At 56.0% G+C, this 15,241-nt stretch carries 11 protein-coding genes and 4 tRNA genes; 4 read left to right on the plus strand and 11 right to left on the minus strand.

Annotated elements, in window-relative coordinates:
- Nucleotides 1–15: 15 nt before the first annotated feature.
- Complete coding sequence (gene cyaA / locus IPZ49_RS08635; protein WP_023299043.1) at nt 16–2,559, minus strand: class I adenylate cyclase; 2,544 nt, start codon at nt 2,557–2,559, stop codon at nt 16–18.
- Between the two features lie 349 nt (nt 2,560–2,908).
- Here cyaA and hemC point away from each other — a divergent pair, with 349 nt between their 5' ends.
- From hemC to hemY, 4 genes are read left to right on the plus strand one after another with little or no spacing between them, the layout of a single operon-like run.
- Nucleotides 2,909–3,850 carry a hydroxymethylbilane synthase gene (gene hemC / locus IPZ49_RS08640; RefSeq protein ID WP_023305227.1) on the plus strand — a complete coding sequence of 314 codons (942 nt, stop codon included), beginning with the start codon at nt 2,909–2,911 and terminating at the stop codon, nt 3,848–3,850.
- Nucleotides 3,847–4,587: a uroporphyrinogen-III synthase gene (gene hemD, locus IPZ49_RS08645; protein ID WP_023299041.1), complete on the plus strand. Its 741-nt coding sequence runs from the start codon at nt 3,847–3,849 to the stop codon at nt 4,585–4,587. The genes hemC and hemD overlap by 4 nt, the downstream gene beginning before the upstream one ends.
- A gap of 20 nt (nt 4,588–4,607) precedes the next feature.
- Nucleotides 4,608–5,801 (plus strand): uroporphyrinogen-III C-methyltransferase, encoded by a 1,194-nt coding sequence (hemX, locus tag IPZ49_RS08650; RefSeq protein ID WP_022646657.1) that lies wholly within the window; start codon nt 4,608–4,610, stop codon nt 5,799–5,801.
- A 2-nt stretch (nt 5,802–5,803) separates the two neighbouring features.
- Nucleotides 5,804–7,003 (plus strand): protoheme IX biogenesis protein HemY, encoded by a 1,200-nt coding sequence (gene hemY / locus IPZ49_RS08655; protein WP_032622057.1) that lies wholly within the window; start codon nt 5,804–5,806, stop codon nt 7,001–7,003.
- 539 nt (nt 7,004–7,542) lie between these two features.
- Here hemY and IPZ49_RS08660 read toward each other — a convergent pair.
- The 10 genes from IPZ49_RS08660 to rffA form a co-directional block, all read right to left on the minus strand.
- A tRNA-Pro gene (locus IPZ49_RS08660) sits at nt 7,543–7,619 on the minus strand.
- A gap of 44 nt (nt 7,620–7,663) precedes the next feature.
- Nucleotides 7,664–7,750 (minus strand) — tRNA-Leu (locus IPZ49_RS08665).
- 21 nt (nt 7,751–7,771) lie between these two features.
- Nucleotides 7,772–7,847 (minus strand) — tRNA-His (locus tag IPZ49_RS08670).
- A 67-nt stretch (nt 7,848–7,914) separates the two neighbouring features.
- Nucleotides 7,915–7,991, minus strand: a tRNA-Arg gene (locus IPZ49_RS08675).
- A 102-nt stretch (nt 7,992–8,093) separates the two neighbouring features.
- Complete coding sequence (locus IPZ49_RS08680) at nt 8,094–9,479, minus strand: amino acid permease (protein WP_023305225.1); 1,386 nt, start codon at nt 9,477–9,479, stop codon at nt 8,094–8,096.
- A 197-nt stretch (nt 9,480–9,676) separates the two neighbouring features.
- Complete coding sequence (wecG, locus tag IPZ49_RS08685; RefSeq protein WP_022646653.1) at nt 9,677–10,417, minus strand: lipopolysaccharide N-acetylmannosaminouronosyltransferase; 741 nt, start codon at nt 10,415–10,417, stop codon at nt 9,677–9,679.
- Nucleotides 10,418–10,429: 12 nt separating this feature from the next.
- Complete coding sequence (gene wzyE / locus IPZ49_RS08690; RefSeq protein WP_017693948.1) at nt 10,430–11,782, minus strand: ECA oligosaccharide polymerase; 1,353 nt, start codon at nt 11,780–11,782, stop codon at nt 10,430–10,432.
- A complete protein-coding gene (locus tag IPZ49_RS08695) occupies nt 11,779–12,858 on the minus strand; it encodes a TDP-N-acetylfucosamine:lipid II N-acetylfucosaminyltransferase (protein ID WP_038415039.1) in 1,080 nt (359 codons plus the stop codon). Before IPZ49_RS08695 ends, wzyE begins: the two co-directional genes overlap by 4 nt.
- Nucleotides 12,855–14,105 carry a lipid III flippase WzxE gene (wzxE, locus tag IPZ49_RS08700; RefSeq protein WP_063146897.1) on the minus strand — a complete coding sequence of 417 codons (1,251 nt, stop codon included), beginning with the start codon at nt 14,103–14,105 and terminating at the stop codon, nt 12,855–12,857. Before wzxE ends, IPZ49_RS08695 begins: the two co-directional genes overlap by 4 nt.
- A 1-nt stretch (nt 14,106) precedes the next feature.
- Nucleotides 14,107–15,237, minus strand: a complete 1,131-nt coding sequence (rffA, locus tag IPZ49_RS08705) for a dTDP-4-amino-4,6-dideoxygalactose transaminase (RefSeq protein ID WP_032608214.1) — start codon at nt 15,235–15,237, stop codon at nt 14,107–14,109.
- Between the last annotated feature and the right edge of the window lie 4 nt (nt 15,238–15,241).

The following is a 15,241-nucleotide window of genomic DNA, read 5'->3' on the forward strand; positions in this document are numbered from 1 at the left end:
AACCGGCGAAAAGGTTCAGGAGAAATACTGCTGCAACAGCGGCGCAGTTTCCTGGTTAGCGGGCGCCGCAGGGGTAATCGCCTGCGTACGGAACGGGATCACCTGCGCTCGTCCATCCACATTCACAATCTGGTAGAACTGCGGCAGGTTGAAGTTGATAAAGCTTGAGCCGTAGGTAAAGCGATCGTGCGAGGATGAATAGAACCGGCTGACGTCGCGCACCAGCTCCTCTTTGCTGCCTTCACAGTGGTGATACACCTCGGCACGGTTGGTTTCATCCAGAATGTAGATATTAAACCCGGCGTTATCGCCCGACTCCTCGAAGAAGAACTGAATAATCCCTTCACTCGCAAAGCCATCCACCACCTGCGGCAGCTTAACGTGGTTGGTTTCCACCTGAACCGACAGGCCATGCAGTTTGTTGTGTGAAATCGCGCCGTAGAATTCAATGGCGTTCTCCAGCTTCTGCACCGACACGTTCAGGCGCTCAAAGAACAGCCCCCAGGTCTGGCCGGAGACGCGCAGCGCTTTAAAGCGTCCGGTTTCATTCCGGGTGCTGGAAAGACGCAATTCGATGCACTCAGACACCAGCTGCTGCACGCGGGTACGAATCAGGCCGCGAAGGTGCTGGCTGTAGCAGAACACCTCTACGCTGTCCGGCGGCGCGGCGTCCTGATGCATCTTGCCGAGGATCGTTTTCAGCGCCTCGATCATCGCCTGCTCGCCGTTAAAGTGCAGGGTACGCACTTCGTTCCACGAGTTGCGGTACAGCAGATCCACGCTGCCCACCAGGCAGTTTTGCTGCTCACCGAAGCTAAAGACGTCCAGCTTACGGAAGTCAAAGTGAACCACCTGATTGCGGAAGGCCGCCGTCGGGTCGTATTCCAGGTTGACGATGATCGCCAGATGGCGAATCTCACACGGGCTGTAGAGCGCTTTTGGCGTCGGCGCAGGCAGACGCAGTGGGAAGTGGTGCGAGACATCCGCCACCATCTCCTGCAATTTGGCTAAATCGACCACCTCGTTGCCCTTGATAAACAACCGGGTGCGTGAGGTGAGAAGGCCGTTAAACCAGGCCCAGGCCACCAGCTTGTTAAGGTAGCGGTTATACTCCAGCGGCTGATGGCTGATGATCGAATCCATGCTTGGCGCACGGTTGTACAGATACCACCCGGTGCGGTTTGCGCGGCCCGGCGGCACGTAGATAAAGGTCAGATTCGGTTCAGACAGGTCAGGCGAAATCTGTGGGTTCACCAGCGTTACCTTGCCCGGCAACGCTTCAAACGCGGCGTACAGTTTACGGGTCAGCACCCCGATATCCTGTGGGCTGGCAGAAACGCTAAGGTTGTTACGGCGGGCAAAGCGGATCAGGTTGCGGTAGCTCTGCATCATCGCATCAAGCAGCTCGTTGTGCGCCTCGCGCACCTGATCGATTTTCCAGTTGGCGCGGTTGTCGAGCATGGCGAGACGCGCTTCGTCCCATCCCCACTCTTTGACTAACTGGCTGACCACTTCACGGCGCCAGCCAACGCAGGCGCGCTCGCGGCTCAGTTTTTCACAGACTTTGAGATAGAAACATCGACGCACCAGGTCAAGACGCGTGGCGTCATCAATGGCCGTCAGGTATTCGGTGACGCGTTCCAGCATCATGCAGTAGGCATCAAGCCCGTAGGAGACGATCTCCCCGTCGTGCAGACGCTGCTTAATATCTTTCGCCAGCAGACGCGGCGTGGGGTATTCCCAGGAGTAGGCTTCCAGCAGCAGGGTTTTCAGCACCGCTTTGTACGGTGAATCAATGCTCTTATAGAGCTGCCAGAGGCTTGCACCAAAGTACTCTTCGGCGGACAGGGAGCTCAGACCGCCCAGATCCAGCCACTCGTTTGGCGTCAGTACGCCCTGCGAGTAAAGCGACATGACGTAGTCGTCATAATTCTCTTCTTCATCGCACGGCACCATATTCCACAGAATACGTTTTCCGGCCAGGCGAACCGCAGTACGGTAAAACTCATCCAGCAACAGAATGTGCTGAGTCGAGCCGCAGTCTTCACCACCCAGACTGCCGCTTTCGTTATGGCGGAAACGGTTTTCATCAATCAGGAAGAAGCTCACTTCCACGCCGAGCGACGCCGCCCAGCTCTCCAGCAGACTGCATTTACGCTGCAACAGCTGGCGCTCTTCATTGTCGAGCCAGGACTGATGGCAGACCCAGATATCCAGGTCAGAAGAACAACTTTGCCCAACCGATGACGTGCTGCCCATGGAGTAAACCCCGGTAATCGGCAGCTCGCCTTTCGGCGAAACCTGCGGCGGCATACCACGGTAAAGCTCAAGTTCAGTCAGATAGTGCTGTTGGGTTTCATCAGGCGTGAAGAGGCAAATGCCCTGGGGAACGTTACCATCGAGGTAACCCGGCATTAGCGGATGGTGATAGTGCAACAATGTCGGCAGTAGACTGTATACCTGCTGGAAAGCAGGGCCCATGGCAGCAAGCGCGCGATCCACACGCAATTGATTGATGGCATCCAGTCTCTGTTTCAGAGTCTCAATATAGAGGTACAAGACGTATCGCCTGATGTTTCCGGGTGTCGCACGCCAGTCAAAACAGAACAAGCAGCTGACCCGCAGTATTTCAAAAAATAACCGTTACCCTTTTTCGCCTTGTTGTTTTCTGGTGGTACAGACGAAAAAATGGTCTAAAACGTGATCAATTTAACACCTTGCCGGTTGACCGTAAAGAAAGATGCGCTACATACAAGTGTAGCACCGTTCTGTACGTGTAAATTCCTGAATACGGCGGTGGCTGACGCGAACGCCGCCCTGTCCCTCTCACTCTTCATCAACCGTAAAACTGCCATCCGAGTGTCAACAATGTTAGGATGGTTAGCGATTGATAATGACGGTAACAAGCATGTTAGACAATGTTTTGAGAATTGCCACACGCCAAAGTCCTCTTGCGCTCTGGCAGGCACATTATGTTAAGCAGCGCCTGGAAGCCTGCCACACCGGATTACGCGTTGAGCTGGTGCCAATGGTCACGCGTGGCGATGTCATTCTTGATACGCCGCTGGCCAAAGTGGGCGGAAAGGGTCTGTTTGTCAAAGAGCTGGAACTGGCATTGCTTGAGAACCGCGCCGATATCGCCGTGCATTCGATGAAGGATGTGCCCGTTGAGTTCCCGGAAGGGCTGGGGCTGGTGACCATCTGCGAGCGCGAGGATCCGCGCGATGCGTTTGTCTCTAATCGCTATGACTCGCTTGATGCGTTGCCGGCAGGCAGCGTGGTCGGCACGTCAAGTTTACGCCGCCAGTGTCAGCTGGCTGAACGTCGCCCGGATCTGGTGATTCGCTCGCTGCGCGGGAACGTCGGCACACGCCTTGGCAAGCTGGATAACGGCGACTACGATGCCATTATTCTTGCGGTTGCGGGCCTGAAACGCCTGGGGCTGGAAGAACGTATTCGCGTGGCGTTGCCGCCGGAGCTGTCGCTCCCCGCCGTCGGCCAGGGTGCCGTCGGCATTGAGTGTCGTCTGGATGATGCGCGTACTCAGGCACTGCTCGCGCCGCTGAATCATGACGATACCGCCGTTCGCGTAAAAGCCGAGCGCGCGATGAACACTCGCCTCGAAGGAGGCTGTCAGGTGCCAATTGGCAGCTATGCTGAATTAACTGACGGTGAGCTGTGGCTGCGTGCGCTGGTTGGCGCGCCGGACGGCTCGCAGATGGTTCGCGGTGAACGTCGCGGCAAGCCGCAGGATGCCGAGGCGCTTGGCGTATCGCTGGCGGAAGAGCTGCTGAATAACGGCGCGCGTGAAATTCTGGCTGAGGTCTATAACGGAGAGCCCCCTGCATGAGCATACTTGTCACCCGCCCTTCTCCCGCAGGAGAGCAGTTAGTGAGCCGTCTGCGCGCACTGGGGCAGGTGGCCTGGAGTTTTCCGTTGATTGAATTCTCCCCCGGTCGCGAGCTGCCTACGCTCGCTGACCAGATGCGTGCCTTGCAGGAAGGTGATCTGCTCTTTGCGCTATCGCAGCATGCCGTGGAATTTGCCCATGCGCAGCTGCAACAGCAGGGCGTTAACTGGCCCCACGCACCCCGCTATTTCGCCATCGGGCGCACCACGGCGCTGGCCTTACATACCGCGAGCGGAATCGATGTTCGTTACCCGTTAGATCGGGAAATCAGCGAAGTCTTGCTACAATTACCTGAATTACAAACTATTGCCGGAAAGCGTGCGCTCATTTTGCGCGGCAACGGTGGCCGCGAACTGCTGGGCGAGACGCTGCGCGAACGCGGCGCAGACGTGACGTTTGTGGAGTGCTATCAGCGCTGTGCAAAACACTATGATGGCGCGGAAGAAGCCATGCGCTGGCATGCGCGCGGCATTAATACGCTGGTGGTTACCAGCGGTGAAATGTTACAACAGCTTTGGTCGCTGATTCCGCTTTGGTATCGCGAAAACTGGTTACTCCGCTGTCGGCTTCTGGTCGTCAGCGAGCGTCTGGCGAACCACGCCCGGGAACTGGGCTGGCAGGATATTCGGATCGCTGATAACGCCGACAACGATGCGCTGCTGCGCGCATTACAATAACTCTCAAATGGGAAGCCATAATGACGGAACACGAAAAATCCTCCGCCGTGGTTGAAGAGACCAGGGAGACTGTGGACACCACGTCACAGCCAGAGACGACAGACAAAACCGTTGAGAAGAAAAACGGCAGCAACAAAACCAGCCTCACGCTGAGCGTGATTGCCATCGCGATTGCGCTGGCCGCAGGCGTGGGTCTCTACGGACTGGTGAAGAAACAAGGCACCAACCAGACGGCCACCAGCGACGCGCTGGTTAACCAAATCACCGCCCTACAGAAAGCGCAGGAGACGCAAAAAGCTGAGCTGGAAGGCGTGATCAAACAGCAGGCTGCCGCCCTCGCCGACGCGAACAGCAAACGTGAAGAGTTGACCAAACAGCTGAGCGAAGTGCAGGAGAAAGTCGCCACGATTTCGGGAACCGATGCCAAAACCTGGCTGCTCTCACAGGCCGATTTTCTGGTGAAGCTGGCCGGGCGCAAGCTCTGGAGCGATCAGGATGTCACCACCGCCGCCGCGCTGCTGAAAAGCGCCGACGCAAGCCTGGCCGATATGAACGATCCGAGCCTCATCAACGCACGCCGCGCTATTACGGAAGATATCGCCAGCCTGTCTGCGGTTTCTCAGGTCGACTATGACGGTATCATCCTTAAGGTAAATCAGCTCTCCAACCAGATTGATAACCTTCAGCTGGCCGATAACAACGACGATGACTCCCCGATGGATTCTGACGGCACCGAGCTGTCCAGCTCCCTGAGCGAATGGCGTATCAACCTGCAAAAGAGCTGGCAGAACTTTATGGACAGCTTTATTACCATTCGCCGCCGCGATGAAACTGCCGTGCCGCTGCTGGCACCGAACCAGGATGTCTATCTGCGCGAAAATATTCGTTCCCGCCTGCTGGTGGCTGCCCAGGCCGTACCACGTCACCAGGAAGAGACCTACAAACAGGCGCTGGATAACGTTTCAACCTGGGTACGTGCTTACTACGATACCAATGACGCAACCACGACCGCGTTCCTGGAGGATATCGACAAGCTGAGCCAGCAAAACATCACCATGAACGTGCCGGACAAGCTGGAAAGCCAGCCGATTCTGGAGAAGATCATGCAGACGCGCGTGCGTAACCTGCTGGCCCAGCCGGGCGTTCCGGCAGAGCGCCCGGCTGAAGCACCTGCCGCCGCGCCAGCGCCTGAAAGCGCGCCGCAAGGAGAGTGATGATGCTAAAAGTCTTCTTACTCTTCATCCTGCTGATCGCCGGAATTGTACTGGGGCCGATGCTCGCGGGTCACCAGGGTTACGTATTGATCCAGACCGATAACTACAACGTCGAAACCAGCGTGACAGGGCTGGTGATCATCCTGATCCTGGGTGTGGTCGTCCTGCTGGCAGTGGAATGGATCCTGCGTCGGATTTTCCGTACCGGGGTTCACACGCGCGGCTGGTTCGTTGGCCGTAAGCGCCGTCGCGCCCGTAAGCAGACCGAGCAAGCGTTGCTGAAGCTGGCCGAAGGCGACTATCAGCAGGTTGAAAAGCTGATGTCGAAAAATGCCGACCATGCAGAACAGCCGGTTGTTAACTATCTGCTGGCCGCTGAGGCGGCGCAACAGCGAGGCGATGAGGCCCGCGCCAATCAGCATCTCGAACGCGCATCTGAGCTCTCAACTAAGGATCCGATTCCGGTTGAGATCACCCGCGTTCGTCTGCAACTGGCGCGCAATGAAAACCATGCCGCACGTCACGGCGTTGACCGTCTGCTGGAAATCACCCCTCGTCATCCGGAAGTGCTGCGTCTTGCTGAGCAGGCATATATTCGGACCGGTGCATGGGGCTCGCTGCTGGACATTATCCCTTCCATGGCGAAAGCCGACGTGGGCGATGATGAACATCGTGATGAACTTCAGCGTCTGGCCTGGATTGGCCTGATGGATCAGGCGCGCGCCGATCTCGGCAGCGACGGCCTGAAAACCTGGTGGAAAAACCAGAGCCGCAAAACGCGCCAGCAGGTTCCCCTTCAGGTGGCGATGGCAGAACATCTGATTGAGTGTGACGACCATGACACCGCGCAGGAGATACTTCTCGACGGTCTCAAGCGACAGTATGATGACCGCCTGGTGATGGTCATCCCGCGTCTGAAAACCAACAATCCGGAACAAATAGAAAAAGCATTGCGCCAGCAGATCAAAACCGTGGGCGATCGCCCGCTGCTGTGGAGTACGCTGGGCCAGTCTTTGATGAAACACGGCGAGTGGCAGGAGGCGAGTCTCGCCTTCCGCGCAGCGCTGAAGCAACGCCCGGACGCATTTGATTACGCCTGGCTTGCTGATTCGCTGGACAAGCAGCACAAGCCGGAAGAGGCCGCAGCCATGCGGCGTGATGGGCTCCTGCTTACGCTACACAATAACGGAACGCAGCAGTAATTATCCAGGAGGCCAGATGGCCTCCTTTTTTGTACCCATAAAAAAACGCCTGCTATAAAAGCAGGCGTTAAAACAGGTCTGTAAGACAACATATTTGGTGCTTCACTCAACGTTATGTCCATGGTGTTTGATGAGGCCGAAGCGACATCTGTCAGTGGACGATAAGCACCGTAAACGGCTCTGCGTCATTCCTGAGTTTATGAGGCCGTAGGGCGAACATAAGAGATGGAATGAGCATCTACACGCATATTATTGCATGTAATGTGCCAGGTTTACACGCATAACTTTTACATCGCGCAACATTTTAAGATAAAAGGAAATTATGTTGTTAAGAGACGCCTTACGCCATACAAAATCGCGCTAAGGGCGGCAATCTGTCGTCACCAGGAGACAGGTTAAGAGAGAAAATAATATATTCTTTATTATTAACAGCTTATATGTCGCTGAATCGCGACAAGGATATAGAGTGTTGTCGGGGAATGGCTACAGGATGAAAAAGCGCAGAAAACAAAAAACCCCGCCGAAGCGGGGTTCAAAATTGGTCGGCGAGAGAGGATTCGAACCTCCGACCCACTGGTCCCAAACCAGTTGCGCTACCAAGCTGCGCTACTCGCCGATGTACTGCTTTTTTGAATTTTTAGTTCAACTCATTAAAAGTCGTGGTGCGAGGGGGGGGACTTGAACCCCCACGTCCGTAAGAACACTAACACCTGAAGCTAGCGCGTCTACCAATTCCGCCACCTTCGCAATTCACAACTCTTTCAATAATGGGGTGGCTAATGGGATTCGAACCCACGACAACTGGAATCACAATCCAGGGCTCTACCAACTGAGCTATAGCCACCACTGTATTCTTTCACGCGGTTCTGACTACTTCTCAGACCACCGCAGCTCTAGCGCCGGGACTAAAATGGCGCGCCCGACAGGATTCGAACCTGAGACCTCTGCCTCCGGAGGGCAGCGCTCTATCCAGCTGAGCTACGGGCGCTTAGCGCCGTTGCGGGGCTGGATATTACGTACCTCCGACCCCGCTGTCTAGTGCTTTTTTGAAAAAAATGCGCGTTTGGTTATGGTTTGCACATTTTGCCGCTTATTCCTCCACTTTATGGGCGGAGCCACGGCGACCCAGGCCAAAAAGTTTATAAGCAGCTGTGACGGCAGCCAGGAAGATCATCCCGACAAACAGCGACATGCGGGTATCTTCATTAAAGTACATTCCAATTAATACGCAAATCAGGAACGCCATCGTCAAATAGTTCGCATACGGGAACAGAATGGAACGGAATGGATGGCTGGCGATCGCTTCTTTGTGCGCCTGTCGGAAACGCAGCTGGCTAATCAAAATGACAAACCACGGTACCATCCCCGGCAGCACGCTGGCGCTATAAACATAAACAAACACGCGCTGCGGATTCGGGATGATGTAGTTCAGGCAAGAGCCAATCAGCAGAATCACAATCGACACCGCTACGCCCGCCACCGGTACACCCACGCGGGAGACTTTACCCATCACCGCCGGCAGCTGTTTGTTTTGCGAGAGCGCGTAAAGCATGCGCCCGCAGCTGTACATTCCGCTGTTACAGCCGGAGAGCGCCGCCGTCAGCACCACAAAGTTGATAATGGCGGCTGCCGCCGTGATGCCAATCTTAGCGAAGGTTAAGACAAACGGGCTGCCGGTGGTGCCGATCTCGTTCCATGGGAAAATGGTCACGATAACGAAGATCGCGCCCACATAGAAAATCAGGATACGCCACAGCACCTTGCCTACCGCGCTACGCAGCGTGACCTGCGGGTTTTTCGCCTCACCTGCGGTAATGCCGATCAGCTCAACGCCCTGATAGGAGGCGACAACGATACAGAGCGCCGTCAGAAAGCCCTTCCAGCCGCCCGCAAAGAAGCCGCCGTGCCCGGTCAGGTTACCAAAACCGATAGCGTGCCCGCCGTTACCGAAGCCAAAGAAGATGACCCCAAGGCCAACGACAATCATCACGATGATGGTGGTGACTTTGATCATCGCAAACCAGAACTCGATTTCGCCGTAAAGACGAACGGCGGCAAGGTTCGCCAGCGCCACCAGCCCTACGGCAATAAGCGCGGGTATCCACTGGGCCATCTCCGGGAACCAGAACTGCACGTAGACCCCGATGGCGGTGATCTCCGAAATCCCCACGGCCATCCACATAAACCAGTACGACCAGGCCGTGAGATAACCAAAGAACGGGCTCATATACCGGTGGGCGTAAACGGCGAAAGAGCCCGTCACCGGCTCCAGGAACAGCATTTCGCCCATTGAGCGCATGATGAAGAAGACGAACAGTCCGGCAATAATATACGCCAGCAGGACGGAAGGCCCCGCCCACTTCAGCGTGCTTGCCGAGCCCATAAACAGGCCAACGCCGATAGTCCCGCCCAGCGCGATCAGTTCAATATGTCGAGCTTCCAGCCCACGCTGAAGCTCCGGTTTTTTCTCTGCCATAATTCCTCGGTTGTGTTTGCTGTTTCCCGACTTGTTGCCGGGTATTGTTTTGAGGGGTACTGAAATACGGAGCGAATGGTTTCTTAAATTCTGGCAAATGGCAAACAATGCATTAAAAAAATGAATGCATTGCACATAAACTCAGCAGTTTTGCGGGGGGCGTTGCAGCGCGAACAGCAGATCGCGCTGCATATTGATTACATTTTCCCGGTGTAGTGCCAGGCGAGGTAGCGCAGAAGGCGAATCTGTCGTTTTATACGCGTCGGTTGGGAGAGCAGGCGGTAGAGCCACTCCAGCCCCAGGTTTTGCCAGACTTTGGGCGCACGCTTAACGTGGCCGGTAAAGACGTCGTAGGTGCCGCCAACGCCCATATAAAGCGCATCCGGGCTGACCAGACGGCAATCGCGCATCAGTATTTCCTGGCGCGGCGACCCCATAGCGACAGTGACAATTTTCGCCCCGCTGTCGCGCACGCGCTCATATAACGCCTGGCGATCTTCCGGCCTGAAATAGCCATCCTGGCTGCCCACAATGTTAACATTCCACTGGTTACGCAGCTTTTGTTCGGTCTGCGCCAGCACCTCTGGCTTGCCGCCGATCAAAAATACCGGCGTGCCTTCAGCGCCTGCGCGCTCCATAAGCCGCTCCCAAAGGTCAGCACCCGCCACGCGAGACACATTAGCGTCTGGAAACTTTTTACGAATTGAACGCACCACGCTAATACCGTCTGCGTATTTAAACTCCGCGGCTTCAATCAGGCTTTTCACTTCCGCATTATCTTCAACCGCCAGCATTTTTTCTGCGTTGATGGCCACCAGCGTGCCCGACTTCATCTGCCCGTCCGCGAACAGAAAATCCAGCGCGTGCTGCATGTCACGCCAGCCAATCAGCTGTAGCCCGCGCAGCGCATAACGCGGGGCTGAAGTTGTATCCGTCATGATAATCCCTACTCAGACTTGCGACAGCGTTGTGCTGCCCTGTGGCTCACGTCTGTGCACAAGCCCTGCACTGTCAAACAACCAGTACAGCAGTTTTGCCAGCAGCAGACAGAGTCCGAAAACGACCATAAAGAACACCACGCGTGAGACGAATGAATCCAGCCCCTCGCGCGCCAGAACGATCATATTGAAAATGGCACCGAAACAGAAACTGTGCAAAACAGCGGCTTTGTAGCGGTTGGTCTCTTCGTTACCCAGCGTATATAGCCAGTCGAACCATTTTATTATCAGCCCTACCGCGATCGCGCCAGGCAGGATAAACCACGTTCCGCCCATCACTACCAGCGAGCCAATCAGGGTTGGAGAAATCGCCAGACCCGAATGGTTGTTCAGCACTTCCCAGGTGAAGTAGTTCGCCGTGTTCAGGACAATGCCGGGGCGATCGGGCCACAGCCACGTCGGTATAAAGACATAGAAATCGCGAACAATCGGCGCCAGCCCCTGGAATTCGATTTTGTCGTAGTTTTGCAGCAGTAATGCCAGGTTTTCCCACGGCGAGAAGGTGTCGCGCGTCAGATACAGGAAGGTGTAAAACGCTTCGTCGCCGGCCACGTTCAGCCCGTAGCGCTTCAGCGCAAGCCAGAACATCCCCACAATGCCAAAGACGCCTGCCGCCGCCAGCATCCACAGCGAGATCCAGCCGCGAATAATGCCGATAAACAGGAAAATCGCGAAGGCGATAATGATGTTGGCGCGGGTGCCGCCGACGATCATGTAGGTCAGAATGCCAAATGCGACGGTGCTGACCAGGAAGAACAGCCAGGCTTTGCTGTCCTGACGCAGGAAAAAGACCACCAGCATCGCCGGGATAAAGAAATAGAAGAAACGCTTGAGCGCGACGCCGGAGACTTCGGCGGAGAAAATCTGGCTATAGGACTGCAACTTAAACAGTAAAAAGCCGTTATGCATGAAGAAAATCGCCACGCTGACGAGGGCGATAGTCATCAGCATAACCCACGTCAGATGGGTTTCTACCCGGTTCATGGTAAACAGCGGACGACGGGGGGTGGTGTCTTTTGCCGCGCGCAGGCGCGTTTTATAAGTGACGTAGTACACCGCGTAGAAGCAGGTCGCAGAGAGCAGCGCCTGCAACAAGATTTCCGGCGGCGCGACGCCAACATCAAAGCGGAACACGAGGATGCTGGTCAGCGGGAAGCCAAAGAAAAAGGTCAGCAAAAACAGCAGCGAGAAGAATACGTTGAAGTTAAAACGTACCCGCCGGAATTCAAACCAGGTGAGCGTGGCGATAAACAGCGTGCTCAGCAGCCAGACCACCAGCAAGCCGCTAAACTGCAACTGGCTCATGCGTTGTCTCCTGAAGCAATACGCAGCGCGCGGTGCCACGGCGTGAGGTAGTTCGGGCTGAAAAAGTCGATGCTATTTTTATCCACCAGCGTGAGCTGACGCTGCGCTTCCCGTACCACCTCGACATTAAGCGTGTCAGAGGTAAACAGCACCGGAATATGCTGCTCGGCCATGTCCTGCCAGAACGGGTTTTCGCGGTTGAGCACGCAGGGTACGCCCGCCTGAATCAGCAGACACAGCGTGCCAATCCCCTGCTGACGGGCAAAGATGAAATAGCCCAGATCGCATTTTCGCAGCAGCGCGAGATAGTCATCAAATTCCAGCTTATCGCTGAGAATGTGCAGGTTTTCCGCGCTAAACAGCGCAAGCCCTTGCTGGCGAACTTCATCGATGTAGGCGTCGTTATTGGCGGGATAGCCCATCGGCACCACCACGTTCACCGTGTCGCCAAACTGCTGATGCACCGCCCTCAGCGCCGCGACATGCTCGTTACTGCGATCGCCGGAATTCCCCACCAGGATGGTCAGCTTGCCCTCTCGAACCGTGTCATTCGCCATGGTGTTCAGCGCCGGATCCATACGGGTCGGGAAATAGAGCAGCTCCCCGCGAACCTTCGGGTGCTGTTTAGCAAAATAGTTGAGATCGCCTCGGGTAGCAAAAACGCAGCCCACACGCGCCTGCGCCAGACGACGCAGCGGATAGAAAAGTCGGAACTTCCAGCCACGGGAGACTTCGTAGAGATCCGCTCCCCAGATATGCCAGCTGAACTGAGAAGGTTTGATCCCGCCGCTTAACAGCGCCAGCCACAGTCCGGTATTGAACTGTCCATGGAAGAAGAAACGTTGGCTTCGATCCGCTTTGGCTTTAGCAACCACGGCCTTCGTCAGCGCCGCTTTGTCTGGCCAGAAGGTGATATGCAATGCCGGACACGCCGCGCTCAGGCCGCTGTCGCGTCCAACGACCATAAACTCACGCGCATCGGGCGTGCCGGATGCCAGTTCATCGTTGAAGAACCGCAGAACGGTCTGGTTATGATGCGGGATATCCGATCCCAGTATGTGTATCAGTGCAGTCATGCGCGTTTACGCCAAAGTAAAAATACGCCGCAACAGGCAGCGAAATAAACGATATAAGTTGCCATATAGGCCTGCGCCGCCCCCAGCGCACCGTGGGTGGGGATCAGCCAGTGAGAAAATGCCGTTAGCAGCGCAAACTGGCCGATCTCTGCCAGGATATACAACCGCAGCGAAGCCTTCGCAATCACCAGATAGCCGAAAACGTATGCCCCCACTTTCAGCACATCGCCGACCAGTTGCCAGGCAAACAGATCGCGCATGGCGGTAAACTTCGCTGAAAACAGCAGCCAGATGGCGAAATCACGCAGTAACCAGACGGTAAAGCTGGCGATCGCAACGGCCGGCAACACGAAACGCAGGGCGCGAAAAATCTCGCGGGTAATATCCTGCCTGGACGTCAGGCGCGATAAGGTTGGCAGCAAATAGACGCTAAAGGAAGCCGTAATAAATTGGAGGTAAGCATCTGAAATGCTGCTCACGCCCTGCCAGATCCCCACTTCATCCCAGCTGTAATGCGCTGCCAGCAGGTTTCGCATCATCACGTAAGCCACGGGAAGCGTTACCGAAGTGATGAGCGCCATCAGGGTAAACTTTCCTAGCTGCCCCGCCAGCATCTTGTCCCACTGCGGTTTCAGGTAACTCAGCGGGACATTGCCTCTGCGCATCAGCATAAACGCTGCCGGAATGACAACGAGCGCAGGCACCAGCGCCAGCCCCAGCAGCGCGCCTTCATAGCCGCCCAGCCGATAGCAGAAGTAGTAGGCGATAACGCCGATAATGCTGCCGAGGATCAGCGCCAGCGCATTCCCGGCGGCATCACGGAAGCCTTTCATCAGCGCCAGCAGCAGGTTCGCCCAGGCGATGCCCATCTGAACGAGCGCCACCAGGCGCACCAGTCCCTGATAGTGCGTGTGTCCGAACAGTCCCTGACTAACAGGTGCAGCCGCCAGCAAAAAGACGATGGCCAGCAACGTAGAGAAGCCCAGCACCATAGCAGAGGAGGTGCCCACCACCGTGCGAAGCTTTTCGGCATCGTCATGATGCTGCGCGACGTATTTGGTGACGCCATTGAATATCCCGGCACCTGCCAGCACGCCAAGCACCGTGACCAGCTGGCGGAAGTTCCCTGCCAGCCCAACGCCTGACGGACCAAATGAGACGGCCAGCAGCTTGACGACCAGTAACCCGGCGCCAATTTTTACAAGCGTGGACGCTGCCGTCCACACCGACGCTTTTGCCAGAGACATATCAGGCGAAATAACTCAGAAGCGAATTGATCACCGTACGCTGGTTCACCGGCGCGAGATTGTAGAACAGGGGCAGGCGGAGCAGACGTTCGCTCTCTTTGGTGGTGTAGCGGTCTTCACCGGCAAACATCCCGAAGGCTTCGCCAGCCGGGCTGGAGTGCAGCGGAATATAGTGGAATACCGCCATAATTTCCGCCTCTTTCAGCCAGGCAATCAGCTTGCTGCGATCGTCGTTATCGCGCAGCTTGATGTAGAACATGTGAGCGTTGTGGATGCAGTCTGCCGGAATAGTCGGCAGTTCAATACGTCCGGCTTTAGCCAGCGGCTCCAGCGCGTCGTAGTAGGTTTGCCACAGGGAGAGGCGTTGCAGATTGATTCGCTCTGCCGCTTCCAGCTGCGCCCAGAGATACGCGGCCTGCAAGTCCGCCATCAGGTAGCTTGAGCCGATATCGCGCCAGGTGTATTTATCCACCTGACCGCGGAAGAACTGGCTGCGGTTGGTCCCTTTTTCACGGATAACTTCCGCACGCTCCACAAGGGCACGATCGTTAATCAGCGTCGCGCCACCTTCGCCGCCTGCGGTGTAGTTTTTGGTTTCGTGGAAGCTAAAGCAGCCGATATGACCGATGGTTCCCAGCGCGCGACCTTTGTAGGTGGACATCACGCCCTGCGCGGCGTCTTCCACCACGAACAGGTTGTGCTTTTTGGCGATGGCCATGATGGTGTCCATTTCACAGGCCACGCCCGCGTAATGCACCGGAACAATCGCCCGCGTTTTGTCGGTGATCGCCGCTTCAATCAGCGTTTCGTCGATGTTCATAGTATCCGGACGGATATCCACAAACACGATTTTCGCCCCGCGCAGGACAAACGCGTTCGCCGTGGAGACGAAGGTGTAGCTCGGCATGATCACTTCATCGCCGGGCTGAATATCCAGCAGCAGCGCGGCCATTTCGAGCGATGCGGTACAGGACGGCGTCAGCAGCACCTTGGCACTGTGAAAACGTTGCTCCATCCACTGCTGGCAGCGACGGGTAAAACCACCGTCGCCACAGAGCTTGCCGCTGCCCATAGCCGACTGCATGTAATCAAGTTCAGTGCCCACAACGGGAGGCGCGTTAAATGGAATCATCTTG

It is taken from the genome of Enterobacter cloacae complex sp. S2 (assembly GCF_015159675.1).
Taxonomy (GTDB): Bacteria; Pseudomonadota; Gammaproteobacteria; order Enterobacterales; family Enterobacteriaceae; genus Enterobacter; species Enterobacter intestinihominis.

Excerpts from the sequence above, each read along its gene's own strand:
- rffA (WP_032608214.1), bottom strand. The coding sequence starts at position 15,237 with ATGATTCCATTTAACGCGCCTCCCGTTGTGGGCACTGAACTTGATTAC.
- wzxE (WP_063146897.1), bottom strand. The coding sequence starts at position 14,105 with ATGTCTCTGGCAAAAGCGTCGGTGTGGACGGCAGCGTCCACGCTTGTA.
- wecG (WP_022646653.1), bottom strand. The coding sequence starts at position 10,417 with ATGACGGATACAACTTCAGCCCCGCGTTATGCGCTGCGCGGGCTACAG.
- hemX (WP_022646657.1), top strand. The coding sequence starts at position 4,608 with ATGACGGAACACGAAAAATCCTCCGCCGTGGTTGAAGAGACCAGGGAG.
- wzyE (WP_017693948.1), bottom strand. The coding sequence starts at position 11,782 with ATGAGCCAGTTGCAGTTTAGCGGCTTGCTGGTGGTCTGGCTGCTGAGC.
- IPZ49_RS08680 (WP_023305225.1), bottom strand. The coding sequence starts at position 9,479 with ATGGCAGAGAAAAAACCGGAGCTTCAGCGTGGGCTGGAAGCTCGACAT.
- hemD (WP_023299041.1), top strand. The coding sequence starts at position 3,847 with ATGAGCATACTTGTCACCCGCCCTTCTCCCGCAGGAGAGCAGTTAGTG.
- IPZ49_RS08695 (WP_038415039.1), bottom strand. The coding sequence starts at position 12,858 with ATGACTGCACTGATACACATACTGGGATCGGATATCCCGCATCATAAC.
- hemY (WP_032622057.1), top strand. The coding sequence starts at position 5,804 with ATGCTAAAAGTCTTCTTACTCTTCATCCTGCTGATCGCCGGAATTGTA.
- hemC (WP_023305227.1), top strand. The coding sequence starts at position 2,909 with ATGTTAGACAATGTTTTGAGAATTGCCACACGCCAAAGTCCTCTTGCG.